This is a genomic window from Arthrobacter sp. CAN_A6, from assembly GCF_015751715.1.
Classification (GTDB): Bacteria; Actinomycetota; Actinomycetes; order Actinomycetales; family Micrococcaceae; genus Arthrobacter_D.
Genome location: NZ_JADOUV010000005.1, coordinates 58,619 through 83,974 on the forward strand (window position 1 = coordinate 58,619; position 25,356 = coordinate 83,974).

The window sequence follows — 25,356 nt, forward strand, 5'->3', positions numbered from 1 at the left end:
GCGCTCAGCAGTCGAAAGCGTAGGCGTTGACGCTTTCGAGAACGAGCTTGAGGCCTGGGTCGCACCCGGCACCCAGCAGTCTGGCGGCGTAGGGGTCGTCGCGCCATTCGGGACTGTCCGGGTACTCGGTCAACGTGAGGACGAACACGGTTCGCCCGGAAAGGGTGTTCGGCCGCAGGTTCTCCGGAGGGTGATTCGTGCCCCAGAAAGTAGCACTGTCCGATGCCGTCTCGTCGAGTAGCGCATCCTCCACGCCTGCGAAGCGCTCAGGGTAGGAGAGGGCGATTCCGCGGGTCCGGATATCGGAGTAGACGGCTGTGGAAGCAGGACCTTTCTGCGAGTCCACGAAGCGTGCAACCGCAAGGTAGTTGTCAGGTTTGAAATCCTCGGTCTTCTGGGTGACGAGGATGGGCGCCGCCAGGAGGCAGAACGCGATGGCGGCCGCCAGGCCCGCCCGCAGCGGCATAGCAGCGAGTGCCGCGCCGATGAGGATGCAGAGACCGGGGATGGTGAAGGTCAGGTACCGCTCCTGGTAGAGGGGCTTGCCGAGGACCGTCACCGCCACGAGGATCGCCGTCGGGAGGATCACCCATGCTGCGGCCAGGACGATCCCGGGGTTCCATCCGCGTCGGCGGTACCGGCCGGCCATCCCCGCAACCAGGATCGCGGTCAGGGCGGCCAACGCCCAGGCGAAGACAGCCAGGCCGCTCGAATCCACCTCGTGGGAACGTTGTCCGAAAAAGTACTGGCCGACGAGGACGCTGCCCGTGAGTTCGGTAGGACTCTGGTTGATCCATGCAACCTGCCCGGTCTGGGTCGCCGTGAGTGCGATGATCGGCGCCGATGCTGCTACCGCTCCGGCCGTCGACCATAGCCCGGGCCCGATGGTCCTCCTCGACCGGACCAGGACGGCACAGGGAAGGATGATAAGGGCGGCGAAGACGAACATCCAGATGGATGCGGCCAGGGCGACGGCGTACGCGAACCAGCGAGCAGCACCACCGTTCCGTGTGGCGGATTCCAGCAGGAGAAGGGTGGCCACCGCAAGGAACGCCGTGAAGGAGAACGACCTCAGCTCGGTACTCGTCCAGGCGAGGCCCGGCAGGAAGATCGCGACGATGCCCGCATAGGTTCCTGCCTTCGCGCTGACGAGCCGTGAACCAAGGATCACGATTCCCGCAACAGTGAGCGCAACGACGACGGCGGAGGTCAGCCGGGCAGGAAACGGCGAGGTGCCGACGAACGACATGTAGGCGCCCTGCAGGACGTAGTACGCACTGTGGACGGCGTCGACCTGCCAGATGAGCTCGGCGAGCTCGCCGAGTGTGCGGTCCGTGGCGGTCAGGGTTGCAGCCTCGTCACCCCAGAAGGTCGCCCTCGCCGAGAAGGCACTGCCGATGATGAGCTGGAGGACCCCGAGCAGGATCGCGATGGAAGCCACCCGGGACTTTTGCGCAACAACAGGCGCCTCGCGGGTCGCCCTAGACTCGGCTATAACATAAGTCACACCAGTAACACTACCTGAGTAGTGTATTTCTGGATCCCCGCGCGGCCGCAAGGAGCAGGAGGGATTGGCGAAAGCGGTTGGGGGTCGGGTATAGTCGATCCTCGTGATGATCCGCTGCCGGGTATACCCGGCAGCTTCCACGCATCACCGCGGGTCTTTAGCTCAGCTGGTAGAGCGCCACGTTTACACCGTGGATGTCATCGGTTCGATCCCGGTAGGACCCACACGGAAAAACCCCGCCAAATCAAGTCCCCCATTTGATTTGGCGGGGTTTTTTCTTGTCCTTGAGCGTTCAGGTCGCCCCGTATTTGCAATCACCGAGGCGCCGAACTGAACCGCCCACGATGCCGCACGAAGCATGACCGCCAGCGCCCCGCTTGTTCGGAGGCGGGGCGCCGTCTGCGCTTCTAAGTCCGCATCAACAGGTGCGGGATGCTGAGGGGCGAATGACCCGGGCACCAAGCGGGGCTCGCGGCTGTCGGCGGCGAAGCGCAGCATAGTGCAACCCGCGAGGGTGATGCATATGGTCCTGAACGACCGGCTGAACTGCCTCCACTGTGCAATCCTCACAGAACACTGATTCTGCGATTTCGCCACAACACTGACACTTGTGCTCCGTGTATCCCATAAGTCAACGTTATGAGGGAGGCCGGCCGGCGTCCTGAGTATTCACTACCTGTTCTCGCCAGGATGAAGGCAAGTAGTCAGTGCGAAGGTCCAGCTTCGCGCCATGGACACGGCTACCCGGGATGGCAAGGCATCCCACCATCATCCGGCCGATTCATAGGACCCACACGGAAAAACCCCGCCAAATCAAGTCCCCATTTGATTTGGCGGGGTTTTCCCTGTCTCGGGAGTCGTGTGCTTCTCCTAGCAGTCCAGTACGTAGACGATGTAGGTGTTCACGAACGGTTTCCCGTCCAGTCGGCACCCGGCGTCCAGGAGTCGCGCTCCGTACGGATCGCCCCTCAACAAGTGGTACGGGTCGGCCATCAAGGGGTGGTAGTGCGGGTACAGGGTCTGTGTCAGGACGAACACCTGGCGGCCCGCCAGCTCGTCCACCGCGAGCACGTCCGGTGACAGGTTCCGGCCCCAGAACTCCGCGCTTTCCACGGGTCCCACTGCCTGGGCCACATCCTCGAGGCCCGCGAACTGATCCGGGTAGGCGATAGCCACGCCCTTGGACTGGATCGTGGCGTGGATGACCGCCGCACCCGGTTCCTTCTCGGAGTCGACGAATCGTGCCATCGCCTCATAGTTGTCGCGTTTCGCGTCCTGGGTCTTCTGCAGCACGAGTACCGGTGTCGCGAGAAGGCAGAAGGCGGTCAACGCGGCGAGGCCTGCGCGCTTCGGCATGGCGGCCAACGCCAAACCGACCCACAGGCACAAGCCTGGCGCGGTGAACGTCACGTACCGTTCCACGTACAGCGGTTTGCCCAGCAGCGTCACGCCCACCAGGATCAGGGTAGGGGCTGCAACCCAGGCGGCGACGAGCATCACCTGCTCGCTACGGCGGTCCCGCACCGCCCTGTAGGTGAACCAGCAAAGCACCGCGAGCGTCAGGAGGGCCAGCGCTAGAGCAGCGTGGGCGAACCAGCTCCCGGAGACCCCGTTCGATCGTTGACCGAAGAAATACTGTCCGACGAACACGCTTTCCATCAGTTGTCCGGGATCGTTCCCGATCCACGTCACTTGCGAGGTCTGCCGTGAAGTCACTGCCACGATGGGTAGGGATGCGACGGCTGCGGCCCCTGTGGACCACCACCACGCCGCACCCGCCTTCCGGGATCGCGCCAGCGCTGCAGCGGGGAGGATGAGGAGCACTGCGAACACGAACACCCACACCGACATCGTCAGCGCCATGGCGTACCCCACCCAGCGGGCCGTACCGCCGCGTCGAAGGGCCGCCTCGAGCATCAGGAGAGTGGCCACCGCAAACATTGCAGAGAATGAGTACGACCTGAGCTCGAGACCGGTCCATGCCAGACCCGGCAGGAAGAGGGCGGCGACACCCGCGTACGCACCGGCGCGCCTACCCGCGAGGCGAGCACTCAGCATCACGACCCCGGACACGGTCAGCGCTACTGCCGCCACCGATGTCAGGCGGGCAGGGAAAGCGTCAGTGCCCACCAGCGACAACCAGGCGCCCTGTATTCCGTAGTAGGCCCCGTGCACCGCATCAGTCCCCGACAGCAGTCTCAGCATCTCAGGAAACGGTCGTCCGGCGACGCTCAGGGTCGCGGCTTCATCTGCCCAGTAGGATGGCGTCCCCGACCACAACCCGCCCAGGAGAAGTTGAAGGATCCCGAGCAGGACGGCGATCGCCCGGACGGAGGCCCGACCGTCTCCGACGCCGGTGCTCCGTTTCGGTGCTGCAGTAGCGGCTTCGAGGGTCACCCTGCCACATTACCCGGGAGCATCACGAGCATCACGAGCACCACGAGCACCACTCGACGAATGCCTGGATCGCTCACACCTCGGCGGCGAGTTGACCGCAGGCGCCGTCGATTTCCTTGCCGCGGGTGTCGCGCAGTGTCGTCGGAATGCCGGCGTCCCTCAACCGCTGAATGAACTCGGCCGCCACGTGCTTCTCCGACGCCGTCCAAATGGACCCCGGTGTCGGGTTCAGCGGAATCGGATTGACGTGCACCCAGCCGCGTCCCCGCTTGTTGAGTTTTTTCGCCAGGAGGTCGGCGCGCCACGCGTGGTCGTTCATGTCCTTGATGAGTGCGTACTCGATACTCACGCGTCGGCCGGTGGTGCGGTAGTAGTTGTAGGCGGCGTCGAGGGCCTCATCGACCTTCCACTGGGTGTTGACCGGGATCAGTTCGTCACGGAGTTCGTCGTCGGGCGCATGGAGCGACAGCGCGAAGGTCACAGGAACCTCTTCAGCGGCCAGCTTGTTGATGGCGGGCACCAAACCCACGGTCGAGACCGTGATGTGCCGGGCCGACATGCCGAGGCCTTCCGGGGAGTCGTCGACGAACCGGTGCACGGCCGCCATGACGCGCTTGTAGTTCGCGAGCGGCTCGCCCATGCCCATGAATACGATGTTGGTGACGCGGTCGGCGTCGTGGCCGCCGTCGGTCCGCATCCCGCCGAGGTCACCCTCGGCCAAGACGCGGTTGGCCGCGACCACCTGGTCCACGATCTCCGCCGTGGACATGTTGCGGGTAAGGCCCGCCTGGCCCGTGGCGCAGAATGGGCAGTTCATCCCGCAGCCGCACTGTGAGGAGACGCACAGCGTGATGCGGCCGGGGTACCGCATGAGGACGGACTCGACGAGGGCCCCGTCGAAAAGCCGCCACAGGAATTTGATGGTGTCGCCATTGTCGGTCTTCAGTCGCTTGATCTCGGTCAGCAGTGGAGGGAACATCGCCGCTACCAGCTCTTCGCGGCCGGCCTTCGGAAGGTCGCTCATCGCGTCGGGGTCCGTGGTGTAGTGGCTGAAGTAGTGGGTGGACAACTGCTTCGCCCGAAACGCAGGGTGGCCCAGTTCCTTCAGCCGCTCCTGCCGCTCGGCGAGCGTCAGGTCGGCAAGGTGCACCGGCGGCTGCTTGACCCGCGGTGATTTGAACTGGAGCAGGGGGCGGCCGTCGCTTGTCACCACCGGCTCCGCTCCTTCGACTTCGGGGCGCACCTGTGGGCGGCTGGAACCGGGCGTGGGGGAGAGGATAACGTCAGACATCCATACCATCCTTTCATGTTCGGTACCATCCGACGACGAATAACGCCCCGATGCCTACGCAGGGGGTGTGTTTCTGCTCTCCAAAACCCTTCGTCGGCACACCGATGCTCGAACCCAGATTTCCCTGGCGCGTGAATACTCGACCCATTGCAGCAGCACCGCCGACCTGGTCCACGCCATCGCGAAGCCCTTCACCGTGGCGACAGCGCCGTCGGAATAGACGAGCTCCGCCCAGACCGGCAGGGCCTTCGGCGGTTCGGTCACGTGGCCGGCTGCGGGCTCCGGCAGTCCCTCGGGTGCGACGAACCGGTCTGCGCTGGGGGGGATGCCATGCCAGCCGGTACTCATGCAGTGGAGGCTAGGCCGTGCCCCGGACATTCGGAGAAGTCGGGCGAACGAGCCGAAATATTACCCATCGAAAGGGGCCTGTATGGTCGTCGGCGTGCCCGCGGTAATAGTGTGAAGGGAACAAACCGAACGGCACGCATGGCGTTCCGGTCCAGCCACGGCGCCCCTGGGCGGCCTTGATGAGGAATGGAGATATTTCTTGAGTGCACAAATCGGTGTGACGGGCCTTGCGGTCATGGGAGCGAATCTGGCACGGAATCTGGCCCGGAACGGGTACACGGTGGCCCTGCATAACCGATCGGTGGAAAAGACCGACGCGCTGTTGGACAAGCACGGCACGGAGGGGAATTTCATCCGCACGGAGACACTGCAGGAGTTGGTGGACTCCCTCGAGAAGCCCCGCCGGGTGCTGATCATGGTCAAGGCCGGTGCCCCGGTGGATTCGGTGATCGATCAGCTCACCCCGCTGCTGGAGGCCGGCGACATCATCATCGATGCCGGGAATTCCCATTACGAGGACACCCGCCGCCGGGAAGCAGCCCTGGCGGCGAGGAACCTGCACTTCGTGGGCGTGGGGGTTTCGGGTGGTGAGGAAGGCGCCCTGCTGGGGCCCTCGATCATGCCCGGCGGCTCCGAGGAGTCCTACGCGTCGCTGGGCCCGATGCTGGAGAAGATCTCGGCGAAGTACGACGGAACGCCGTGCTGCACCTGGATCGGGACCGACGGCGCCGGCCATTTCGTGAAAATGGTGCATAACGGTATCGAGTATGCGGACATGCAGGTCATCGGGGAGGCCTATGACCTACTGCGCTCGGCGGCGGGTATCGAACCGGCCGAGCAGGCCAAGATCTTCACCGACTGGAACACCGGCACCCTGTCCTCCTTCCTGATCGAGATCACCGCCGAGGTCCTGGCCCACACCGATGCGCGCACCGGCAAGCCGTTCGTGGATGTCGTGGTGGATGCCGCAGGGCAGAAGGGCACCGGGCGCTGGACGGTGGTCTCGGCCCTGGAACTGGGCAGCCCGACCTCGGGCATCGCGGAGTCCGTGTTCGCCCGCGGTCTGTCCTCCCAGAAGGAACAGCGGGTCCTGGCCCAGGGCATCCTGGCCGGCCATGAAGAGACCGTCGAGGTGCCGGAATCCTTCGTGGAGGATGTGCGGCTGGCCCTGTATGCCTCGAAGCTGGTCAGCTACGCCCAGGGCATCGACATGCTCACCAATGCGGCGAAGGAATACGGGTGGGAGCTCAAGCTCGATGAGATCGCCTCGCTGTGGCGTGCCGGGTGCATCATCCGCGCCGAACTGCTCGACGACATCATGAAGGCCTACGCCGAAGCCGACACCCGCCCGGCGAACCTGCTGCTGGCCTCCGCATTCGCGGAATCGATCGCCGGAGCCGTGCCGGCCTGGCGCCGGGTCGTGGCGACCGCCGTCCGGCTCGGCATCCCCGTGCCCGTGTTCTCCGCGTCCCTGGCCTATTACGACGGCCTGCGCCGTCCACGCCTGCCCGCGGCCCTGACCCAGGGACTGCGCGACCTCTTCGGAGCCCACACCTACCAGCGCGTCGACACCGACGGCACCTTCCACACCCTCTGGGGCGAGGACAAGACCGAGATCGAGGCAGTCGACACCCACTAGGCACAGAAAAAGCCCCGGACCAGTGAGGTCCGGGGCTTTCCGTGTTCTTGCGCCTGGATGTAGCTAGATGTAGATCGCCGGATCCACGTATTCCGCCGGATCCACGGCGGGCTGGGTCTCCCGCGCCGAGTCGCGGTGCCGGAAGGTTGCGGGAATGCCCGTCACGATGGAATCGGGGGGCGTGTCCTTCACGACGACGGCGTTGGCGCCCACCGCGCTCCCGGCACCGATGGTGATGGGACCGAGAACCTTGGCGCCTGCACCGATGGTGACCCGGTCGCCGATCGTGGGGTGCCGTTTGATCTTCTCGAGCGAGCGCCCGCCGAGCGTCACACCCTGGTACAGCATGACGTCGTCGCCGATCTCGGAGGTTCCCCCGATCACGACGCCCATCCCGTGATCGATGAAGAAGCGCCGGCCGATGGTCGCGGCAGGGTGGATCTCGATCCCGGTCAGCGTCCGGGCGAGTTGCGCGAGCGCGCGGGCGGGAAAACGCAGAACCGGTTTCCGCCACATACGGTGGGTGAGCCGGTGGACCCAGATCGCATGGAGCCCCGAGTACACCACCGTGTTCTCGAAGGGTCCTCGTGCTGCTGGGTCATGGGTGCGCGCCGTCTCAAGATCCTCGCGCAGTCTCGCTAGAAAACTCACCGACTACTTTCTGATGGGATGGAACTAGTTGCGGATGTCGTCGAAAAGGACGGTCGAAATGTAGCGCTCACCGAAATCGCAGACAACGGCCACGATGAGTTTACCCGCGTTCTCGGGCCGTTTCGCGAGCTCGAGAGCCGCCCAGACGATCGCTCCCGACGAAATCCCGCCAAGGATGCCCTCACGCGTCCCGAGGTCCCGGGCAACCCGCACCGAATCCTCCACAGTGGCATCGAGCACCTCGTCGTAGGCGTTCCGGTCCAGGTTCTCAGGAACGAAGTTGGCGCCGAGGCCCTGGATCTTGTGGGGTCCGGGCGCGCCGCCATTGAGGATCGGCGAATCCGCAGGTTCGACGGCGACGATCTGCACGCCGGGCTTCCGCTTCTTCAGGACCTGCCCGACGCCGGTGATCGTACCGCCCGTACCGACGCCGGCCACGAAGATGTCGACCTTGCCGTCGGTGTCGTCCCAGACTTCCTCGGCGGTGGTGGTCCGGTGGATCTCGGGATTGGCCACATTGGCGAACTGCTGCGCCCAGATGGCGTTCTCTGTGCTCGCCACAATGTCTTTCGCCCGGTCCACCGCGCCCCGCATGCCCTCGGACCCGGGCGTGAGCACGATTTTGGCGCCGTAGGCCCGCAGCATCACGCGGCGCTCGGTGGACATCGTCTCGGGCATGGTGAGGATGACACGATAACCTCGTGCCGCTCCCACCATGGCCAGGGCGATGCCGGTGTTCCCGGAGGTTCCCTCCACGATCGTTCCACCGGGCTTCAGCGCTCCGGCCTTCTCGGCGGCGTCGATGATGGCGACGCCGATCCTGTCCTTGACGCTGTTCGCGGGATTGTAGAACTCGAGCTTGACGGCAACCTGGGCATCGAGGCCCTCGGTCAGTCGGTTCAATCGCACGAGGGGCGTGCGCCCCACCAACTGGGTGACGTCGTCGTAAATCTTTGCCATGAAAGCCTGCCTGGTCGAGGGTGGGTCAGCGGAGCTCCCCGGCGGAGCCGGGACTGATCCTAATGGCAGCGGTCCCGGAGAACTACGCGGCGAGCCACTCGGAGTAATATTTGCGTGCCTTGGCGAGCTTGGGATTGATGATCACCTGGCAGTAGCCCTGCTCCGGCTGCTTGCCATAGAAGTCCTGGTGGTACTCCTCGGCCACATGGAACTCGGGCAGGCGGCTGATCTCGGTGACGATCGGGTTGGACCAGTTCTCCTGGTTGCGCTTCACCGCCTCTTCGAAAAGGGCCTGCTGCTCAGCGTCCTGGTAGTACAGAACTGACCGGTACTGGGTGCCGACGTCATAGCCCTGCCGGTTGAGCGTGGTGGGGTCGTGGGAGACGAAGAACATATCGAGGACGACGTCCTCGGGAATGACCGTCTCGTCGAAAGTCACTGCGACGACTTCCGCGTGGCCCGTCATCCCCGAACACACCGAGTCGTAGTCAGGGTGCCGGGTGTGGCCGCCGGTGTAGCCGGAGATCACCTCGGTGACGCCGCGGGTTTGCTGGTAGAGGGCGTCGAGGCACCAGAAACAGCCACCGCCAAGTACAAAAGTCTTCATGCTCTCTACAATGCGTGCGGACGCCGGAAGATTCCCGGACCGGTTGGAGTGGTAGAACTGGAGCCATGGAGACTGACCAGCAGAACGCCGGCGGCGGTGGCGCGGACACGGTTCCGACAGTGAGGGACGTCCTCGGCGCGATCGAGGAATTGTGGCCCGAGTCGCTCGCGGAGAACTGGGACGCGGTCGGGTTGGTGGCGGGCAGGGCCGGCACCGGCGTCGAACGTATCCTCTTCACCGTCGATCCCACTGCTGCTGTTCTTGACGAAGCACTCGAGTGGGGGGCGCAGCTGATCATCTCGCACCACCCATTGCTCCTCAAGCCGGTCCATTCGGTGGCGGCGTCCGGGTTCAAGGGTGAGATCGTGCATCGCCTGATCGAAAGCGGGTGTGCGCTGGTCACCGTCCACACCAACGGCGACAGCGCTGTCGGAGGGGTATCCGATGTCCTTGCGGACGCCCTCGGTCTCCAGGACGTGCAGCCCCTGGTGAAGGCCCGCGACGGACTGCCGGAGGAGGGGATCGGCCGCGTGGGGAACCTTCCCGATGCGACAACCCTCGGTGACTTCGCCGGCGTGGTGTTCTCCCTGTTACCGGCGGTGGCCGGGGGAGTACGGGTAGCCGGCGACAAGGACGGGCTGATCCGGCGGGTCGCAGTATGCGGAGGCGCGGGAGACGCGCTGTTTCCGGAGGTCCGGGCAAGCCAGGCGGACGTATATGTCACCGCCGACCTGCGCCACCATCCGGCCTCGGAGGTCCGGGAGGCGGCGGGCAACGGAAGGCCCTACCTCATCGACGTCTCGCACTTCGGCAGCGAATGGTTGTGGCTGACGCCGGCGTCGGCAGCGCTCGGCAACATGCTGGCCGACCAGGGGTTCGACGCCGACATCCGGGTCAGCGGCATCAACACCGATCCGTGGGACTTCGTCCTCACCCCCGGCCACTGAACCGGTTCCCGCGGTGCTCATTCCCGCCGTGCCATAGGCTGGAGGAAACGTCATTCGTCCCCAACGCGGAGGTATCCCGTGGCCAAGGCTGCACCAGAGGAACAATTGCGACTGCTCGATCTGCAGGCGCTCGATTCACGGCTGAACCAGCTCCAGAGGCAGGCCGCGGTGGTGCAGAACAACCCTGAGCTTGCCGTGCTCGGTGGAAGGGTGGCCGCCGTGGACGGTGAGCTCGTCCGGGCAAGTACGGAGCTGGCGGACCTCGAGCGTGAGCTCACCCGTGCGGAAGACGACGTCCAGGCAGTGGTGGGCCGGATCGAACGTGACGAGAAACGTCTGAACAGCGGACAGGGAACCTCGAAGGACCTCACGGCCCTCCAGAGCGAGGTGGCCTCGCTGACACGGCGCCGGTCCGATCTAGAGGACGTGGAACTGGACATCATGGAACGTGCCGAGGCCGCACGAGCCGCGCAGGCGGCCGTGCAGGAGCGCACGGATTCGGTGCGGCGTGAGCTGAAAGAGCTCGAGGAGGCCCGGGACGTGGACCTGGCGCAGATTGCCGGTCAGCGCTCAACCGTCCAGGCCGAGCGGAACGAGTTGGCGGCGACCATCGACGCCCCGCTACTCGCGATCTACGAGAAAACGCTCGCCAGGCGGGGGGTGGGCGCCGCGCGCCTGTTCCATGGCACCTCAGAGGGGTCCGGAATGCAGCTCAGCCCGGGCGACCTCGCGGAGATCCTCCGGGCCGCACCGGATGACATAGTGATGTGCCCCGATTCGGGCTGCATCCTTGTCCGCTCGCCGGAGTGGGGGAACTGATCCCAGTGGCAGCCGACGCCGAACTGTTCAATCCCTATGCCCGGGATGATGCGCAGCATCCTGTTCGTGGCGGGCAGCTGATCGTGGAGGCCGACGGCGGTTCCCGTGGAAATCCGGGCCATGCGGGCTATGGCGCGCTGGTACGCGATCCTGCGACCGGCGCCATCCTCGTGGAGAAGGCGGCCTACCTCGGTAAGGCGTCGAACAATGTGGCCGAATACTCGGGCCTGGTGGCAGGACTGGAACTTGCGCAGGAGATCGACCCCGGAGCGCGGATCCACGTGAAGATGGACTCGAAGCTCGTGGTCGAGCAGATGTCGGGCCGATGGCAGATCAAGCACGCCGACATGCGCGTCCTCGCCGGTAAGGCCCGCAAGGTGGTGGACCCGCGGAACGTCACCTACGAGTGGATTCCGCGCGAGCGCAACAAAGACGCCGATCGGCTTTCCAACGAGGCGATGGACGCCGGCATGGCGGGCGTCGACTGGGTTCCGCGAAAGGCCGGCTCGTCGGTCGGAGGTTCCGGGAGTTCTCCTGCCGGCGCCGCCCTGCCCGTGACCGGCGCCGCGCCTGCGAGGCCGAAGCTTTCCGGGCGGCTGCACCACATCGAAATCTGGGTCGCCGATCTCGATAAGGGAGTCCGGAGCGTCGGCTGGCTACTCGAGCGCCTCGGTTTCCCCGCACGGGAAAACTGGAAGGACGGCGTCAGCTACGGGGGAGAGGGCTTCTACGTGGTGCTCGAATCGGGACCGGACGTGGCTCCCGAAGGCCACCACCGGCGTCGTCCCGGAGTGAATCACCTGGCCTTCGCCGCCGGTACCCGCAGCGAGGTGGACCTGCTGGCGCGACGCGCCACAAGTCACGGCTGGACGCTTCTGTTCGCCGATCGGCACCCCTTCGCCGGGGGACCGGGTCACTATGCCGCCTACCTCGAGAACGATGAAGGCTTCGAGGTGGAACTCGTGGCCGACGCGCCCGGCTAGACGGTCGGAGCGAGCAGGAGATTCAGCTGGGAGCCCCGCTTCCCGCTTCCCAGGACCAGTTCCGCGGTCCACCGTTCCTGTGCGGCCCGGAGCAGCTGCGCGGGCGACTCCGGGATCTTCCCGCGCCTGGTGATCAGGTGCCGGGCCAGTTCGCCGCGCATGTGTTTCGCGAAGTGGGAGACGACGGTCCGCTTTCCGTTGCGCTCCTGATAGACGTTCACTGCGACGCTGTTCTCCACCGGGGGTGACCAGGCGGCCGCGTAGGTGCTCGATCTGCAGTCCACCACGAGGGATGAACCTGCGTGTGTCCGCAGGGGCTCGTCCAGGACCCTCTTCCAGAACGAGGAAAGCCTGCCGGTACCAGGGAGGTCCACCGACATCGACAATCGGTACGCGGGGATCGGATCACCGAAGCGAAGTGCGCCCCAGAGTGCCGAGATGATGACGATGTGTTCGCGCGCCTTCCTTTTCTGCAGCGCGGTCAGGTGGTGGTAGTCGAGCGCGTCATACAGAACCCCTGAATACACGTCGTGGGCCGGGCCGGAGGGCTCGACGTCGAGCAGGAGGTTCCGCTGGACGTCGTCGACGAGCGAGGCGCCGACTCCGAGGATCCGGTGGGCATCGGGATGTCCGCTCGCCTGACGGAGGGCCGTCAGTACTTCCGAGCGGGCCTCGTTGAGCTCCGGGAAATGCAGTTCGGCCAGTGAGACCGGGTGCCCTTCGGATACCGCGGATTTTCCTTCGGAAGGGGGCAGCAGGATCAGCACCGGATCAACTCTACCGAAGGTACGTGCAGGGCCCACACAGACCGGCCCGGCACGCCCGGCACGCCCTAAGCCGTACAATCGGAACTGGATGGGTCGACCAGGCGGCCGCGTTGGTTCTCATGCCCTAGGGCATGAGAACCACCGAGGAACGTCCGGGCTCCGCAGGGCAGGGTGGTGGGTAACGCCCACTCGGGGTGACCCGCAGGCCAGTGCCACAGAAAATAGACCGCTTCCCGCCGTTGACCGGCAGGGGAGTAAGGGTGAAACGGTGGTGTAAGAGACCACCAGCGTGCCGGGTGACCGGTGCGGCTAGGTAAACCCCACCCGGAGCAAGGCCAGACAGTGCGCGTTTGAGGGCTGCCCGCCCGAGTGTACGGGTAGGCCGCTGGAGGGCGTCGGCAACGGCGCTCGTAGATGGATGGCCGCCACTCCCGGGCCGGTGACGGTGCGGGATGACAGAACCCGGCGTATCGGTCGACCCATCCCTTTTCCAAGTAGTCAACCCTAAAAGCAGGTAACCGCTACTGTGTCCCTGGCGCGAAGTCCGACGTAGTTTTCGGTAACAACGGAAACTAGTCATCTGGGGTGGCAAAAGTGAGAAAAGTACACAGTGGTCCAGTGTTGGCGATCGGCGGCGCGCTTTTGATCGCGTTCCTGCCTGGAACGGGCGAAGCGGCCTCGGACGGAAAGGATTCAGCAAGGGAATCCTCCTCCTCGCTGGTGGAACAAATACCTGATGTACCGGGCGCCGACAAGGTCCTTCCTCCGACTGCTGTCCCAATCAGCTCCGAGGATGCGCCCGAATCCGCGCCGTACACAGGGCCGGAAACAGCGGCACCTCCAACCGTCGAAGAGGTCGGCAGCGGCATGGGCGGCGATCTTCCTCCGGAGCTGCTGCCCAGCCCGGCCTATCCTTCATGTCCCGTGACCGACCTGGGTAACTGGTGGACCGACCCGGCAGACCCCTATACCTGCCTTCCTCCCGAATCGCGGGGGTTCTCCGAGCCGGTGCCCCCGGTCGGCCCCGGCGACTGGACTCCGTGGGATCCGGCACCAGTGCAGCCGGGCGAGGATTGCCGGGTGGACGGCGTGCAGCGATGCGAGGTGCTCATCGAGGGGCAGACCTATGTGGTGACCTTCAGCGAAGGGGCACCACTCCACGTCTATGCTGCACCTGCAGAGTGATCGACACTCGACATTCCTGAGAATCCTTCGGAGGAATTATCCGGTTGCCCAGGATAACAGTCAACCCCTAGGGAGGATTTCCCGGCGAAACGGCCGCGATGAACAAACGCGCTGCACTTGCTCCGCTACCCTGATCCAATGACCGCGAGCACCAGTGACAAGCCTCACCTTCTGGTGCGCAACCGGAACTTCCGGGCGCTGTTCATCTCCAGCACGGCCGGTATTTTCGGCAACGCCGTGGCATCCGTCGCCCTCCCGGTGATCGCGGCGGTGGAATTGCACGCGAGCGATTTCGAGGTTGCGGCGCTCGCCGGAATGACGTTCCTCCCGTGGCTCCTCTTCGGTCTTGTCATCGGGGTGTGGGTGGACAGGCTGCCGCGCCGTCCGGTCATGGTGTGGTCCCTGATCGTCCGCATTGCGGCCCTCGCGAGTCTTCCGCTCGCCTACTGGGCGGGCAGCCTCAGCGTTGCCCTGTTGTTCATCGTTGCCTTTCTTGCCGGAGTGACCTCCGTCTTCTTCACCCTCGCCGATCAGGCCATGGTTCAGCAGGCCGTCACCAAGGACGAACTGATGGAGGGCAACGGGCTGATCACAGGCTCCGGTGCCGCTGCCGACGCGGCGGGCCGTTCAATGGCGGGCTGGCTCACGAGTTCGGCAGGGGCGTCCAACTCGCTCCTGATCGAGGTGGGGACCTCTGTCGTCTCACTGGTGGCCGTGCGGCGCCTGGACGTCGCCGAGATTGTTCCTGACAAGACCGAGCACCGCATCTTCCGTGAGATGGCGGACGGCATGCGGTACACCTTCAGCACCGCCCCCCTGCGAGCCATCCTCTACAACGCGGCCCTGTGGAATCTGGGCGGCAATATCGCAGCCTCGCTCATCGTGCTGTTGGTCCTGCGGACCCTCAACGAGTCGCAGGTCTGGCTTGGCCTGTTGCTTGCGGCAGCGTCGATCGGCGGAACCGTCGGCGGGGTGACCGTCACCGCGTTGGGAAAACGGTTCGGCTCAGGGCCCCTTTGGCGCTGGTCCATGGTTCCCGGCGTACTCGGGTATGCGTCGCTTCTGGTGATGACGCCGGGCTGGGGCATGCTTCCCGGACTTGCCGGGATGTTCATCATGGGCGCGAGTGTCGCCTGGAACATCGTGATCGGCATCAGTTTCCGGCAGCGCGTATGCCCTCCGGGGATGATGGGCCGCCTCGGTGCGGCGTCGCGAACGGTGAGCTGGGGCATGCTCGCCATCGCGGCAGTGGCGGCAGGGGTGCTAGCGGAGGCATTCGGCGTGCGGACGGCCATGCTCATCGGCATCGGGATAGCCCTCGCTGCCCCGGTGGTGGCCATGCTCGGACCGCTCCGGAAGGTGCAGCGCCTCGAGGATCTGGATCAGGGGCCCGATCCCGTTCGGGGCGAGCGAGCCGCTTCCATTCCTCCGCGCTGAGACGCCGGTCAGTGACCGAAGGGGTCCGGATCGACACCGGGCAGCCAGGTTCGTCCCGGAACCCCCCACCCCTCCGCAGCGATAGCCTTGCGCGCCTTGCGCGCGTAGCGGTCGTTGAGCCGGTCCACGTACAGCAGGCCGTCGAGATGGTCGTACTCGTGCTGCAGGCACCGGGCGAACCAGCCGGTGGCCTCGAAAGCCACAGGACTGCCGTCACCGTCGAAGCCCGAGATCTTCGCCCAGTCGGCACGCTTCAGGGGAAACGCCTCGCCGGGTACTGAGAGGCACCCCTCCGCCTCCTCGTCAGGGTCGGGAGCCGACCCAGGAACCTTGGACGTCACCAGGGTGGGGTTGACCAGGACTCCACGTGGCGGCACGCCGTCGTCGTTCGCCATCGAATACACGAAGATCCTCGAACCCATGCCGATCTGCGGAGCGGCAAGGCCCACCCCGTTGGCGACGTCCATGGTCTCGAACATGTCGGCAATGAGGATCCGGAGTTCGTCGTCGAAGTGCTTCACGGGCAGCGCACGCCGGTGAAGTACCGCTTCGCCGGTGATGGTGATGGGGTGGACAGTCATGGGTCCTTCCTCGGTTCTGTGGTCAGCCCGCGATGGAGCGGCCGACGCTCTCGCGCATGATCTCGCTGGTGCCGCCGAAGATGGTGAGCAGCCGGGCCGCGAGGAAGGCCTGTGAGACGGGATATTCCAGGATGTAGCCGTAGCCGCCATGCAGCTGGAGGCAACGGTCGGTGATCGACTTCACCCGCTCGCTCGCCCACAGCTTCGCGCGGGCGGCTGACGCGCCGTCGAGCCGGCCGTCGTTGAAGGCGAGCATCGCGGCGTCGACGTAGGTTTCGGTCACCTCCACCTCGGTCAGGATGTCGGCAAGAGTGAAGCGCGTGTTCTGGAAGTCGATGACCCGTTCGCCGAAGGCGTTGCGGTCCCTGGTATAGGCGACCGTCTGCTCATAGACCGCCCGGGCGACAGCCGACGACGCCACGGCGATCCCGAGGCGGGCCTGCGGAAGCTGCTCGAGGCTGTATCGCAGGCCCTGGCCTTCCTCCCCGACGAGGTTGTTCCCCGGCACGCGGACGTTGTCGAAGAACAGCTCGGAGGTGTCCGAGGCCTTCAACCCCATCTTGTCGAGCTGGCGGCCCGTCGTGTAACCCTCGGTCTTCTCGACCATGAACAGGGAGAATGCGTCGCTCGAACCCCGGCCGGCGCTGCCGTCGGTCCTCGCCAGGACCAGTGAGGCATCTCCGCTGATGCCGTTCCCGATGAAGACCTTCTGCCCGCTGAGGAGCCAGTCGTCGCCGTCGCGCACTGCCTTGGTGCGGATTCCGCGCAGATCGCTGCCGGCGCCCGGTTCGGTCCAGGCGCACGAGGTGACCGTTTCCCCCGAAACCATGCCGGGCAGCCAGCGCTGCAACAGGTCCTCCGAGCCGTGGGCCAACAGATGAGGCAGGACGAGGTCGTCGTGCAGGTGGAAAGCAAGCCCGACGGCGAGGTGGTTGCTTCTCGCGAATTCCTCGTCGAGCACCGCGCGGAAGCGGTAGTCCGCCATACCGGCACCACCGAATTCCTCAGGAACCGCCATTCCCAGCAGGCCCTGCTCACCCGCCGCCTGCCACAACCGGCGGGGCATGATGTGTTCCTGGTCCCACTCCGCGTAATGCGGCGCCACTTCGCGGGCGTTGAACTCCCGGGCAACATCGCGGAAGAGCTCGTGATCCTCTTCGAATACCGTGCGTTCCATGCGGACAGTCCTCTCCAACACTCGCTTCGGCGTACCGGACGGGCCGGAACCCGATTCCTCCGGACATGGCGGTCAAACGTAAAGCCGCCCCGGAGCATCTCCAGGGCGGCTTTCTCGATTGTCGGGACAACCGAACTCTACGGGTGAGTAACGGGGCTTGAACCCGCGACCTCCTGGACCACAACCAGGCGCTCTGCCAACTGAGCTATACCCACCATGCAATCCGCTCCGACCCCTTGGAATTCAGCCGATTCATTCAGCGATCGTCCACCCGGGCAGGCTGCGAAAGGCAGCGGAAACAAGTTTACACACTTTTCGCCGGGCTTTTTCCACCCTGGTTCCGTCATACCCGCCGGCTCCGCGTCGGCCGGCCTCCCGCTACTGGTCGAGCGACCGGGCGATCGCCTTGCTCGTGGGGGAGTCGGGCCCCGGGCTGGGCACGAAAACCGCCTGGCGGTAGTAACGGAGCTCCCGGATCGAATCCTTGATATCGCCGAGTGCGCGGTGGCCGCCGCTTTTCGCCGGACTCTGGAAATAGGCGCGGGTGTACCAGCGGCGGGCGAGTTCCTTGATGGTCGACACGTCGATGACCCGGTAGTGAAGGTGATCGACGACAGCGGGCATGTCCCTTGCCAGGAAGTTCCTGTCAGTGCCTACCGAGTTGCCGGCGAGCTGCGCTTTGCGCGGCTCGGGCACCCACTCCTTGATGTACTCGAGGACCCGGGCCTCGGCGTCCTGCATTCCGATGCCCTGCGGGAGTTCCTCGAGCAGTCCCGAGTCGGTGTGCATCTGCCGCACGAAGTCCCCCATCTGCTCAAGGACCGCCGGTTCGGGAGCGATGACGACGTCCACTCCATCCCCCAGCACGTTCAGCTCGGAGTCGGTGACGAGGACGGCTACTTCGATGAGGCCGTCCCTCCCCAGATCGAGCCCCGTCATTTCGCAGTCGATCCACACAATTGGTTCATTTGATATCGGCACCCGTCAAATGTACCGCGCACGGTCCGGGCAGGGCCCCGGATAGCGATCCAGCCGCAAGGTGGGGCTTCCGCCTCCCAGGATGGGACGGGACCGAACTGCTAATATCGTCGAAGCCCGGCGCACTCGTTGACTCAGGTACGGCCGCCGCCGGAACACCCTCCCGCCGTACAAGGATCGGACGCACCGAGATGACCGCCCAAGTCCCTGTGACTGAGCCCTCGGCGTCGCGCCTTGAACGCCCGAATATCGCGATCATCCAGGGGTTTGTCGGCTCGATGCTGATGTGGCTCGGTTCCATGGGGGTGGGGTGGCTGTCGCTCGCGTCGACCGAGCTCCGCCGCAACCCGGTGATCATCTGGCTTCGGTTCGAGCCGGAAGGGGCGATCTTCTCCGTGCTCGTCCTCGCGATCGGCGGCATGCTGCTGGTGCGCTCGTGGCTCCGCCTCGGACAGCGACTCTCCGGTTGGGGGCCGGAGACCCGGCCCTTCGTCTTGAAAGCCGTCCTGGCCTGGGCGGCGCCGATGTGCGTCGCGCTCCCACTGTTCAGCCGTGACGTCTTCGCCTACATCGCCCAGGGCCAGGTCATGATCGCCGGGCTGAATCCGTACCGCGACGGCTACTCGCAGATCTCGAATTATCTACAGATCGGTGCCGACGACCTGTGGGCGCAGAGCCCCACCCCCTACGGCCCCGTCTTCCTATGGATCGAGGAGGCGGTGGTGCGCATCACGGGAGGCCAGCCCGATTTCTCCATCGCCCTGTTCCGGATCGTCGCCGTCGTCGGCGTCGGACTGTGCGTCTACTTCATTCCCAGACTCGCCGACCTCCACGGTATCAACGCCAACCGGGCCCTGTGGCTGACGGCCGCCAATCCGCTGTTCCTGATCAATTTCATTGCTGCCATCCACAATGACTCCCTCATGATCGGGCTCGCCCTCGCCGGGCTCTACCTTGCCGCGACCCGCCGCCCCATCTGGGGCATCATCCTCATCACGGCGTCCGTGGGCATCAAGCCGATCACCCTGATCTTCCTGCCGTTCGTGGGGCTGATGTGGGCGGGCAGGGGCGCCTCATGGCCGAGGAAATTCGGCTACTGGGCCGTCACTGCCGGCCTGTCGCTCGGCCTGCTCTGGATCATGGGCCTGATCAACGGCTTCGGCTTCGGCTGGGTGGGTGCCCTCAGTACTCCCGGCAGCGTGTGGATCTGGTACGCACCCGTCGGCTTCCTCGGGTTGATCGTGGCGACACTCGGCAACGCCGTCGGGCTGGACGGGTGGGGATTCGCCAGTGTGGTCCACACCCTGGCCCGCCTGGGCTCCCTGGTGATCATCGCGCTGCAGATCTTCCGGGGAGACCACAGCCGGCTCGTTCGTCGCCTGGCCTTCGCATTCGCGGCGATCGTGGTGCTCTCGCCCATGATCCAGTCCTGGTACGTGGTCTGGCTGATACCGCTGTTCGCCGTGACAGGGATCCGCGATGACTGGCAGGTGAAGGCGCTGTACTTCACGGTGTCCTTCTTCATGGTGTACGCCATCACCGACCAGCTGGACATTTTTCCCTACTTCGAATTCAGCCTGACGGCAGCGCGCCAGATCGCCGCCGTCTGCGCCCTCGGGTTCGCGTTCTACCTGGTCTTCCTCGACCGCAGCACGAAGGTCCTTTTCCGCCGCAGGTTCCACCAGCCCGCCCCTGGACAGCTGCACTGACAGCTGCACTAGCGACCCGCATTCGGGCTTCGGGAGCGGAAGGGAGCATGCACTTCCTTTCGGCACGGGCGATACTGAGTAGATGACCGATGCAGATGAACAGACATACTCCGGGGAGTTCGAGATCACAGAATGGGCTCCCGAACCCTATTCCGAGCCGGGCAGCACCGGCGAATTGTCGAGGGTGCGAGCGGTCAAGGTTTTCGAAGGCGGCATCACCGGGACAAGCACCGCGGAACTGCTGATGGCGGGAAACGACGTCGGCGCCGGTTACGTGGCGTCCGAACAGTTCAGCGGCACCCTCGGGGAGCGCACCGGCTCCATGGTGGTACAGCACTGGGGCGTGGCCGAAGGTACCGAAGCAGCAACATCCGGGCACATCATCCCCGGGTCCGGGACCGGCGGCCTCGCAGGCGTGTCGGGGAAGGCTCTCTACTCGCAGGGTCCCGACGGACAGCACCGGCTCGAACTGCGCGTGACCTTCACCCAGCCGGCGGAGTAGGCCACCCCACACAGGCGGTGGGCGGTGCCATAGTAAACTGGGCGAACTGCCTCCGTAGCTCAGGGGATAGAGCAGGGGCCTTCTAATCCTCTGGTCGCAGGTTCGAATCCTGCCGGGGGCACTGAAGAAGCGGCCTCGACTGACACATCGTCCGTCGGGGCCGCTTCCTTCATGATTGAGGGAACCGGAGGGGCTGCTGTCCGGCCGCAACCCGTCTGCCCGGACGGATCGCCCGCCCCGGCCGTTACGCTTGGACGATGAAAAAGCCCAGCCGCTTCGCGCAGATTGCTTTCATCTCCGCCGCGGGCGCCTTCATCACGGCCGCGCGGCTGCAGGTGTACTTCCGGGGCGAGGAAGGATTCAACGCGGTACTGGTGACGGTAGGCATCGTCGGTCTTGTGATCGGTGGGGTAGTGGCCCTGCTGATCGGAATCCTCAACTACACGCGCAGGGCGCCCTGACCTGCTTGGCGTGCCTCCTTGTCCACATAGCAGCCCCCTTGCGGTTCTTCCGTCCCCCCGGCGCAGAAACTTGAAGGAGGGTGGCGTCCCGCCGCTCGTATTTCGGGTACTTGAGGGAGAGGGAATTCCATGAATGACATCATCACGGTTCGGGGGTACGTGGCAACGGACGTCCGGCTCACACTTGCACAGAGCGGGCTGCCGATCGCCGGTTTCCGGATGTGCTCCACCGACCGGCGCTTCGACAAGGAAACGAATACCTGGGTCGACGGGCACACCAACTGGTACTCCGTCTCCATGTTCCGCCAGCTCGCGACGAATGCCGCCGCCAGCCTGAAGAAGGGGGACCGCGTGGTGATCACGGGCCGGCTCAAAGTTCGCCCCTGGGCCACCGCCGACGGCCGGACCGGTACCTCCGTCGACATCGATGCCGACACCGCCGGCCACGACCTCATGTGGGGCACCGCCAACTTCAGACGGACATTCGCGGATCGCACGGATGACCAGGGTGAGCTGCCTGCAGCCGTCGGTGAGGTGGCGGCGGGGGTGGATTCCGCAACCGGCGAGATCCTGGACGGTGACGGCTACCGGACCGGGTACGCTGCCGATCCCGACCAGGACGGCACGGCGGACGGCGGCGACGGCGACGATTCCGGGTCGGCGTCGACAGCGAAGGAACTCGACCCCGCCGGTGCTCCTTTCTGACGGGTGGATCCGCGCCGGGACGTGTGCCGTCCTCCGGCGGACCGGTCCCGCGCGGCGCTGCCTGGATGCCGGGGGCGGGGTGGCCCTGAATGTGAGTTAAGGGTGCGCACGCACTAGCCTTGAAGGTATGGCGGAATTTATCTACACAATGACCAAGGCCCGCAAGGCTGTTGGCGACAAAGTTATCCTCGACAACGTGAGTATGTCCTTCATTCCAGGGGCGAAGATCGGCGTTGTGGGGCCGAATGGTTCCGGTAAGTCCACCATCCTCAAGATCATGGCGGGCCTCGACACGCCCTCGAACGGTGAGGCACGGCTCAGCCCCGGTTATTCAGTGGGGATCCTGCTCCAGGAGCCGCCCCTGAATGAGGAGAAGACGGTGCTCGGGAACGTCCAGGAGGGCGTTGGTGAGATTTACGGGAAGATCCAACGCTTCAACCAGATCTCGGAGGAGATGGCGAGCGCCGACGCCGACTTCGGCAAACTTCTCGACGAGATGGGCAAGCTCCAGGAAGCGATCGACGCCGCTGACGCGTGGGACCTCGATTCCCAGCTGGAACAGGCGATGGATGCTCTTCGCTGCCCGCCGCCGGACTCCGATGTGACGGTTCTCTCGGGTGGAGAGCGCCGCCGCGTGGCACTGTGCAAACTGCTGCTCCAGAAGCCGGACCTCCTCCTGCTCGACGAGCCCACCAACCACCTCGACGCCGAAAGCGTGCTGTGGCTCGAGCAGCACCTCTCCGCCTACACCGGCGCTGTTCTGGCCGTTACCCACGACCGGTACTTCCTCGATCATGTGGCCGAGTGGATCGCCGAAGTGGACCGTGGTCACCTCTACCCCTATGAAGGCAACTACTCCACCTACCTGGAGAAGAAGCGCGCGCGCCTCGAGGTGCAGGGCAAGAAGGACGCCAAGCTCTCCCGACGCCTCACCGAAGAACTCGAGTGGGTGCGCTCCAACGCCAAGGGCCGCCAGACCAAGTCCAAGGCGCGCCTCGGACGCTACGAGGAGATGGCGGCGGAAGCGGACCGCACACGCAAGCTGGACTTCGAGGAGATCCAGATTCCGCCCGGACCGCGCCTCGGAAGCCAGGTCATCGAAGCCCGCAATTTGAAGAAGGGCTACGACGATCGAGTGCTCATCGACGGCCTGTCCTTCTCGCTGCCGCGCAATGGAATCGTCGGAGTCATCGGCCCCAACGGCGTCGGTAAGACGACGCTGTTCAAGACCATCGTGGGACTCGAGCCCCTGGACGGCGGGGAGCTCCGCATCGGCGAGTCGGTCAAGATCTCCTACGTCGACCAGTCCCGTGCCGGCATCGACCCCAACAAGTCCCTCTGGGAAGTCGTGTCCGACGGGCTCGACTTCATTCAGGTGGGACAGGTCGAGATGCCCTCGCGGGCCTATGTCTCGGCCTTCGGATTCAAGGGCCCGGACCAGCAGAAGAAGGCCGGAGTCCTCTCCGGCGGCGAGCGCAACCGGTTGAACCTGGCCATGACCCTCAAGCAGGGTGGAAACCTCCTGCTGCTGGATGAGCCTACCAACGACCTCGACGTCGAGACCCTGTCCAGCCTTGAGAATGCGCTGCTCGAGTTTCCGGGTTGCGCTGTCGTCGTCTCGCACGACCGTTGGTTCCTGGACCGGGTGGCCACCCACATCCTGTCCTATGAGGGAACTGAGGAAGATCCCGACGCCTGGTACTGGTTCGAAGGTAACTTCGACGCCTACGAACAGAACAAGGTGGAGCGTCTCGGCCCCGACGCCGCCAAGCCGCACCGTGTGACGCATCGCCGGCTGACGCGCGACTGATCTGCCGGGCGGGTAGGAGCTCCCGGGGACGCCGGAGGGCGGTCGTTGCGACTTCCGGGAGTTCTGGAAGTTACAACGACCGCTCCTCAGTAGACCAGGGCCGCAGCAGCACGACGGAACGCGGGTTCGCCGATTTGTTGCCGACAGCGGGGCAGGGCACGTGTGCAGGCTTCAAGTCCGATCGAGCGAGGTGCAGACGCAGACCCGGTTCCCGTCGGGGTCAGCAAGTACGGTGAAGGACGGCGCTGCGGTGTCATCGACGATGGACCCGCCGCTCGCCACCGCTGCGGCAATGCGTTCGTCGGCCATCTCGGGGGCGAGCCACAGGTCGAAGTGCCAGCGCTGGCGGGGAGTCTCGTGGTCCTCGGTGGCCTGGAACCAGAGGCTCGGCACACGACCGGCGGGGTCGAAGACCGAGTCCTGTACCCTGTTGCCCGAGCTGCCGGTGAGCAGCACCGACCAGAAGGGCGCGACGCTGCCCTCGTGTGCCGTGTCCAGTGCCATCTCGAGTTGGGCCACGGCGGACGGCGCCGGCTCCAGCCCGTTCTCGCGGGCGATCCCGCTGATCTTCCTCGCCATGTCGATGTCTTTCTGCGTGACCCAGAGGCCGCCCTCATTAGTACACAGCGAGACGTCGATGACACCGTAGGTCAACTTCAGGTCGGGGTGGTGGCCATCCGCTTCGGCGGCCTGTGCCACAGCGGTGAGGAACCTCGCTGCCATGTTGTAGTCGCGGATCGAGTAGCGCGCGTGAAGTGCCTGGGCCAGCTTGCGCCAGTCGCCGAGGCCGGCATCGATGATCTGCTGATTGCTTAGCTTCTTCATGGTGGAACTCTGCCACACCGGCGCGCAGGCCGGGGGTTCTCGCCGGACAGACCGGTCGCCGGTGCTGGGCTCCCGGTCCTCCGGTTCTACGGGTCAAGCGATTCAGGCCGGGACGGTGGTCAGGAGCCGGCAGCCGGAACCCGGATCATCCCTTCCTGGGCAACGCTTGCCACGAGTTCGCCCGCGCGGTTGTAGATCCGGCCGGCAGCGAGACCGCGGGCACCGGAAGCGCTGGGCGAGCTCTGGACATAGAGCAGCCACTCGTCGATGCGCACGGGCCGGTGCCACCACATGGCGTGGTCGAGGCTCGCGACGCTCATACCCGGGTGGATCCAGCTCAGCCCGTGCGGGCGGAGGATCGATTCGAGCAGGGTGTAGTCGCTGGCATAGGCGAGCGCCGCGCGGTGCACGTGCTGGTCATCGGGCATGGGACCGAAGGTCTTCATCCAGACCGCGTTCCGGGCTTCGCGTGATCCATTGTTCCCGATGTACAGCGGAGCGTCGATATGGCGCACGTCGATGGGCCGCTGATAGGCCCAGGAGCGCGCCACGGGGTCGTCGAAGCCGCCCAGGAGTTCCGCCGTGGTGGGCAGCGACTCCGGATCGGGTACGTTGTCGGGCATCGGATCCTGGTGGGTGACGCCGTCGTCCGGTTCCTGGAAGGACGCGATCATCGAGAGGATCGGCACGCCGTCCTGGTACGCATGCGCGCGGCGCGCCGAGAAGGACCGCCCGTCCCGCAGCCGCTGGACTCCGAAGGTGATGGGCTGGTCCGCGTTCCCTGCACGCAGGAAATACCCGTGCATCGAGTGCACCTGGCGGGTCGGCTCCACGGTCCGCATCGCCGCGATCAGCGACTGTGCAAGAACCTGTCCGCCGAAAACCCTCTTCCCCGGCTGCGGCGCGGAACTACCCACGAAGATATCCTCATCGGTGTGGGCTCCGTCGGCGCTGCTGAGATCGAGCAGGCCCAGCAGAGCCTCCGTGGGATCTGCCGGGTATTCTCCGGAATCGACAGGGCTGGCGGCGTGCGGCTGATCGGTCATGAGTCTCCTTGCGGGCGGTAGCTG

The 25,356-nt window shown here is 65.3% G+C and carries 24 protein-coding genes, 3 tRNA genes and 1 other RNA gene; 14 read left to right on the forward strand and 14 right to left on the reverse strand.

The window, feature by feature from the left end:
- Window positions 1–4: 4 nt before the first annotated feature.
- Complete coding sequence (locus IWX75_RS09975) at window positions 5–1,441, reverse strand: glycosyltransferase family 39 protein (RefSeq protein WP_196822112.1); 1,437 nt, start codon at window positions 1,439–1,441, stop codon at window positions 5–7.
- 217 nt (window positions 1,442–1,658) lie between these two features.
- Here IWX75_RS09975 and IWX75_RS09980 point away from each other — a divergent pair.
- A tRNA-Val gene (locus IWX75_RS09980) sits at window positions 1,659–1,731 on the forward strand.
- 646 nt (window positions 1,732–2,377) lie between these two features.
- Here IWX75_RS09980 and IWX75_RS09985 read toward each other — a convergent pair.
- From IWX75_RS09985 to IWX75_RS09995, 3 genes are all read right to left on the reverse strand, one after another.
- Window positions 2,378–3,904: a glycosyltransferase family 39 protein gene (locus IWX75_RS09985; protein ID WP_196822113.1), complete on the reverse strand. Its 1,527-nt coding sequence runs from the start codon at window positions 3,902–3,904 to the stop codon at window positions 2,378–2,380.
- A gap of 73 nt (window positions 3,905–3,977) precedes the next feature.
- Entirely contained in the window at window positions 3,978–5,195 is a 1,218-nt protein-coding gene (rlmN, locus tag IWX75_RS09990; protein ID WP_196822114.1) for a 23S rRNA (adenine(2503)-C(2))-methyltransferase RlmN, read from the reverse strand.
- Window positions 5,196–5,249: 54 nt separating this feature from the next.
- Window positions 5,250–5,543: a hypothetical protein gene (locus IWX75_RS09995; protein ID WP_196822115.1), complete on the reverse strand. Its 294-nt coding sequence runs from the start codon at window positions 5,541–5,543 to the stop codon at window positions 5,250–5,252.
- A gap of 199 nt (window positions 5,544–5,742) precedes the next feature.
- Between IWX75_RS09995 and gndA the strand changes: the two genes are divergently transcribed.
- Window positions 5,743–7,182, forward strand: coding sequence for an NADP-dependent phosphogluconate dehydrogenase (gndA, locus tag IWX75_RS10000; RefSeq protein WP_196822116.1), 1,440 nt, complete (start codon window positions 5,743–5,745; stop codon window positions 7,180–7,182).
- Window positions 7,183–7,245: 63 nt separating this feature from the next.
- Here the strand turns inward: gndA and epsC are convergent, their stop codons facing one another.
- The 3 genes from epsC to msrA all read right to left on the reverse strand — a co-directional run bounded on the left by epsC (window position 7,246) and on the right by msrA (window position 9,400).
- Entirely contained in the window at window positions 7,246–7,833 is a 588-nt protein-coding gene (gene epsC, locus IWX75_RS10005; protein WP_196822117.1) for a serine O-acetyltransferase EpsC, read from the reverse strand.
- Window positions 7,834–7,857: 24 nt separating this feature from the next.
- Window positions 7,858–8,793 (reverse strand): cysteine synthase A, encoded by a 936-nt coding sequence (gene cysK / locus IWX75_RS10010; RefSeq protein ID WP_196822118.1) that lies wholly within the window; start codon window positions 8,791–8,793, stop codon window positions 7,858–7,860.
- 82 nt (window positions 8,794–8,875) lie between these two features.
- On the reverse strand, window positions 8,876–9,400 hold the full coding sequence (gene msrA / locus IWX75_RS10015) for a peptide-methionine (S)-S-oxide reductase MsrA (RefSeq protein ID WP_196822119.1): 525 nt from the start codon (window positions 9,398–9,400) through the stop codon (window positions 8,876–8,878).
- A gap of 65 nt (window positions 9,401–9,465) precedes the next feature.
- On the opposite strand from msrA, the gene IWX75_RS10020 reads away from it, so the two are divergent.
- From IWX75_RS10020 to IWX75_RS10030, 3 genes are all read left to right on the forward strand, one after another.
- Complete coding sequence (locus IWX75_RS10020) at window positions 9,466–10,347, forward strand: Nif3-like dinuclear metal center hexameric protein (protein ID WP_196822120.1); 882 nt, start codon at window positions 9,466–9,468, stop codon at window positions 10,345–10,347.
- Window positions 10,348–10,425: 78 nt separating this feature from the next.
- A complete protein-coding gene (locus IWX75_RS10025; protein WP_196822121.1) occupies window positions 10,426–11,166 on the forward strand; it encodes a zinc ribbon domain-containing protein in 741 nt (246 codons plus the stop codon).
- 23 nt (window positions 11,167–11,189) lie between these two features.
- Complete coding sequence (locus tag IWX75_RS10030) at window positions 11,190–12,149, forward strand: reverse transcriptase-like protein (protein ID WP_334684261.1); 960 nt, start codon at window positions 11,190–11,192, stop codon at window positions 12,147–12,149.
- Here IWX75_RS10030 and IWX75_RS10035 read toward each other — a convergent pair.
- A complete protein-coding gene (locus tag IWX75_RS10035) occupies window positions 12,146–12,916 on the reverse strand; it encodes a YaaA family protein (RefSeq protein WP_196822122.1) in 771 nt (256 codons plus the stop codon). The two genes, IWX75_RS10030 and IWX75_RS10035, sit on opposite strands and share 4 nt — an antisense overlap.
- Window positions 12,917–13,005: 89 nt before the next feature.
- On the opposite strand from IWX75_RS10035, the gene rnpB reads away from it, so the two are divergent.
- The 3 genes from rnpB (at window position 13,006) to IWX75_RS10050 (ending at window position 15,538) form a co-directional block, all read left to right on the forward strand.
- Window positions 13,006–13,402: RNase P RNA component class A (gene rnpB, locus IWX75_RS10040), an RNA gene on the forward strand.
- Window positions 13,403–13,534: 132 nt separating this feature from the next.
- Window positions 13,535–14,101, forward strand: coding sequence for a hypothetical protein (locus IWX75_RS10045; RefSeq protein WP_196822123.1), 567 nt, complete (start codon window positions 13,535–13,537; stop codon window positions 14,099–14,101).
- A 138-nt stretch (window positions 14,102–14,239) separates the two neighbouring features.
- A complete protein-coding gene (locus tag IWX75_RS10050) occupies window positions 14,240–15,538 on the forward strand; it encodes an MFS transporter (protein ID WP_196822124.1) in 1,299 nt (432 codons plus the stop codon).
- A gap of 8 nt (window positions 15,539–15,546) precedes the next feature.
- Here IWX75_RS10050 and def read toward each other — a convergent pair whose 3' ends face one another.
- The 4 genes from def to orn all read right to left on the reverse strand — a co-directional run bounded on the left by def (window position 15,547) and on the right by orn (window position 18,277).
- Entirely contained in the window at window positions 15,547–16,119 is a 573-nt protein-coding gene (gene def, locus IWX75_RS10055; protein WP_196822125.1) for a peptide deformylase, read from the reverse strand.
- A 22-nt stretch (window positions 16,120–16,141) separates the two neighbouring features.
- On the reverse strand, window positions 16,142–17,296 hold the full coding sequence (locus IWX75_RS10060) for an acyl-CoA dehydrogenase family protein (protein ID WP_196822126.1): 1,155 nt from the start codon (window positions 17,294–17,296) through the stop codon (window positions 16,142–16,144).
- 142 nt (window positions 17,297–17,438) lie between these two features.
- Window positions 17,439–17,511: transfer RNA gene (locus IWX75_RS10065), tRNA-His, on the reverse strand.
- A 163-nt stretch (window positions 17,512–17,674) separates the two neighbouring features.
- Complete coding sequence (gene orn / locus IWX75_RS10070) at window positions 17,675–18,277, reverse strand: oligoribonuclease (RefSeq protein ID WP_196822127.1); 603 nt, start codon at window positions 18,275–18,277, stop codon at window positions 17,675–17,677.
- A 188-nt stretch (window positions 18,278–18,465) separates the two neighbouring features.
- On the opposite strand from orn, the gene mptB reads away from it, so the two are divergent.
- The 6 genes from mptB to ettA all read left to right on the forward strand — a co-directional run bounded on the left by mptB (window position 18,466) and on the right by ettA (window position 23,461).
- On the forward strand, window positions 18,466–19,983 hold the full coding sequence (gene mptB / locus IWX75_RS10075; RefSeq protein ID WP_196822128.1) for a polyprenol phosphomannose-dependent alpha 1,6 mannosyltransferase MptB: 1,518 nt from the start codon (window positions 18,466–18,468) through the stop codon (window positions 19,981–19,983).
- Window positions 19,984–20,065: 82 nt separating this feature from the next.
- Window positions 20,066–20,485, forward strand: coding sequence for a DUF3224 domain-containing protein (locus IWX75_RS10080; protein ID WP_196822129.1), 420 nt, complete (start codon window positions 20,066–20,068; stop codon window positions 20,483–20,485).
- A 48-nt stretch (window positions 20,486–20,533) separates the two neighbouring features.
- Window positions 20,534–20,606: transfer RNA gene (locus tag IWX75_RS10085), tRNA-Arg, on the forward strand.
- A 136-nt stretch (window positions 20,607–20,742) separates the two neighbouring features.
- Window positions 20,743–20,946 (forward strand): hypothetical protein, encoded by a 204-nt coding sequence (locus tag IWX75_RS10090; protein ID WP_196822130.1) that lies wholly within the window; start codon window positions 20,743–20,745, stop codon window positions 20,944–20,946.
- A gap of 129 nt (window positions 20,947–21,075) precedes the next feature.
- Window positions 21,076–21,651, forward strand: coding sequence for a single-stranded DNA-binding protein (gene ssb, locus IWX75_RS10095; protein WP_196822131.1), 576 nt, complete (start codon window positions 21,076–21,078; stop codon window positions 21,649–21,651).
- Between the two features lie 127 nt (window positions 21,652–21,778).
- Window positions 21,779–23,461, forward strand: a complete 1,683-nt coding sequence (ettA, locus tag IWX75_RS10100) for an energy-dependent translational throttle protein EttA (RefSeq protein ID WP_196822132.1) — start codon at window positions 21,779–21,781, stop codon at window positions 23,459–23,461.
- A gap of 171 nt (window positions 23,462–23,632) precedes the next feature.
- On the opposite strand, the gene IWX75_RS10105 is transcribed toward ettA, so the two are convergent.
- Both IWX75_RS10105 and IWX75_RS10110 read right to left on the reverse strand, forming a co-directional pair.
- A complete protein-coding gene (locus tag IWX75_RS10105; protein ID WP_196822133.1) occupies window positions 23,633–24,286 on the reverse strand; it encodes a 4a-hydroxytetrahydrobiopterin dehydratase in 654 nt (217 codons plus the stop codon).
- 119 nt (window positions 24,287–24,405) lie between these two features.
- On the reverse strand, window positions 24,406–25,332 hold the full coding sequence (locus IWX75_RS10110) for an acyl-CoA thioesterase (protein ID WP_196822134.1): 927 nt from the start codon (window positions 25,330–25,332) through the stop codon (window positions 24,406–24,408).
- Window positions 25,333–25,356 lie beyond the last annotated feature (24 nt).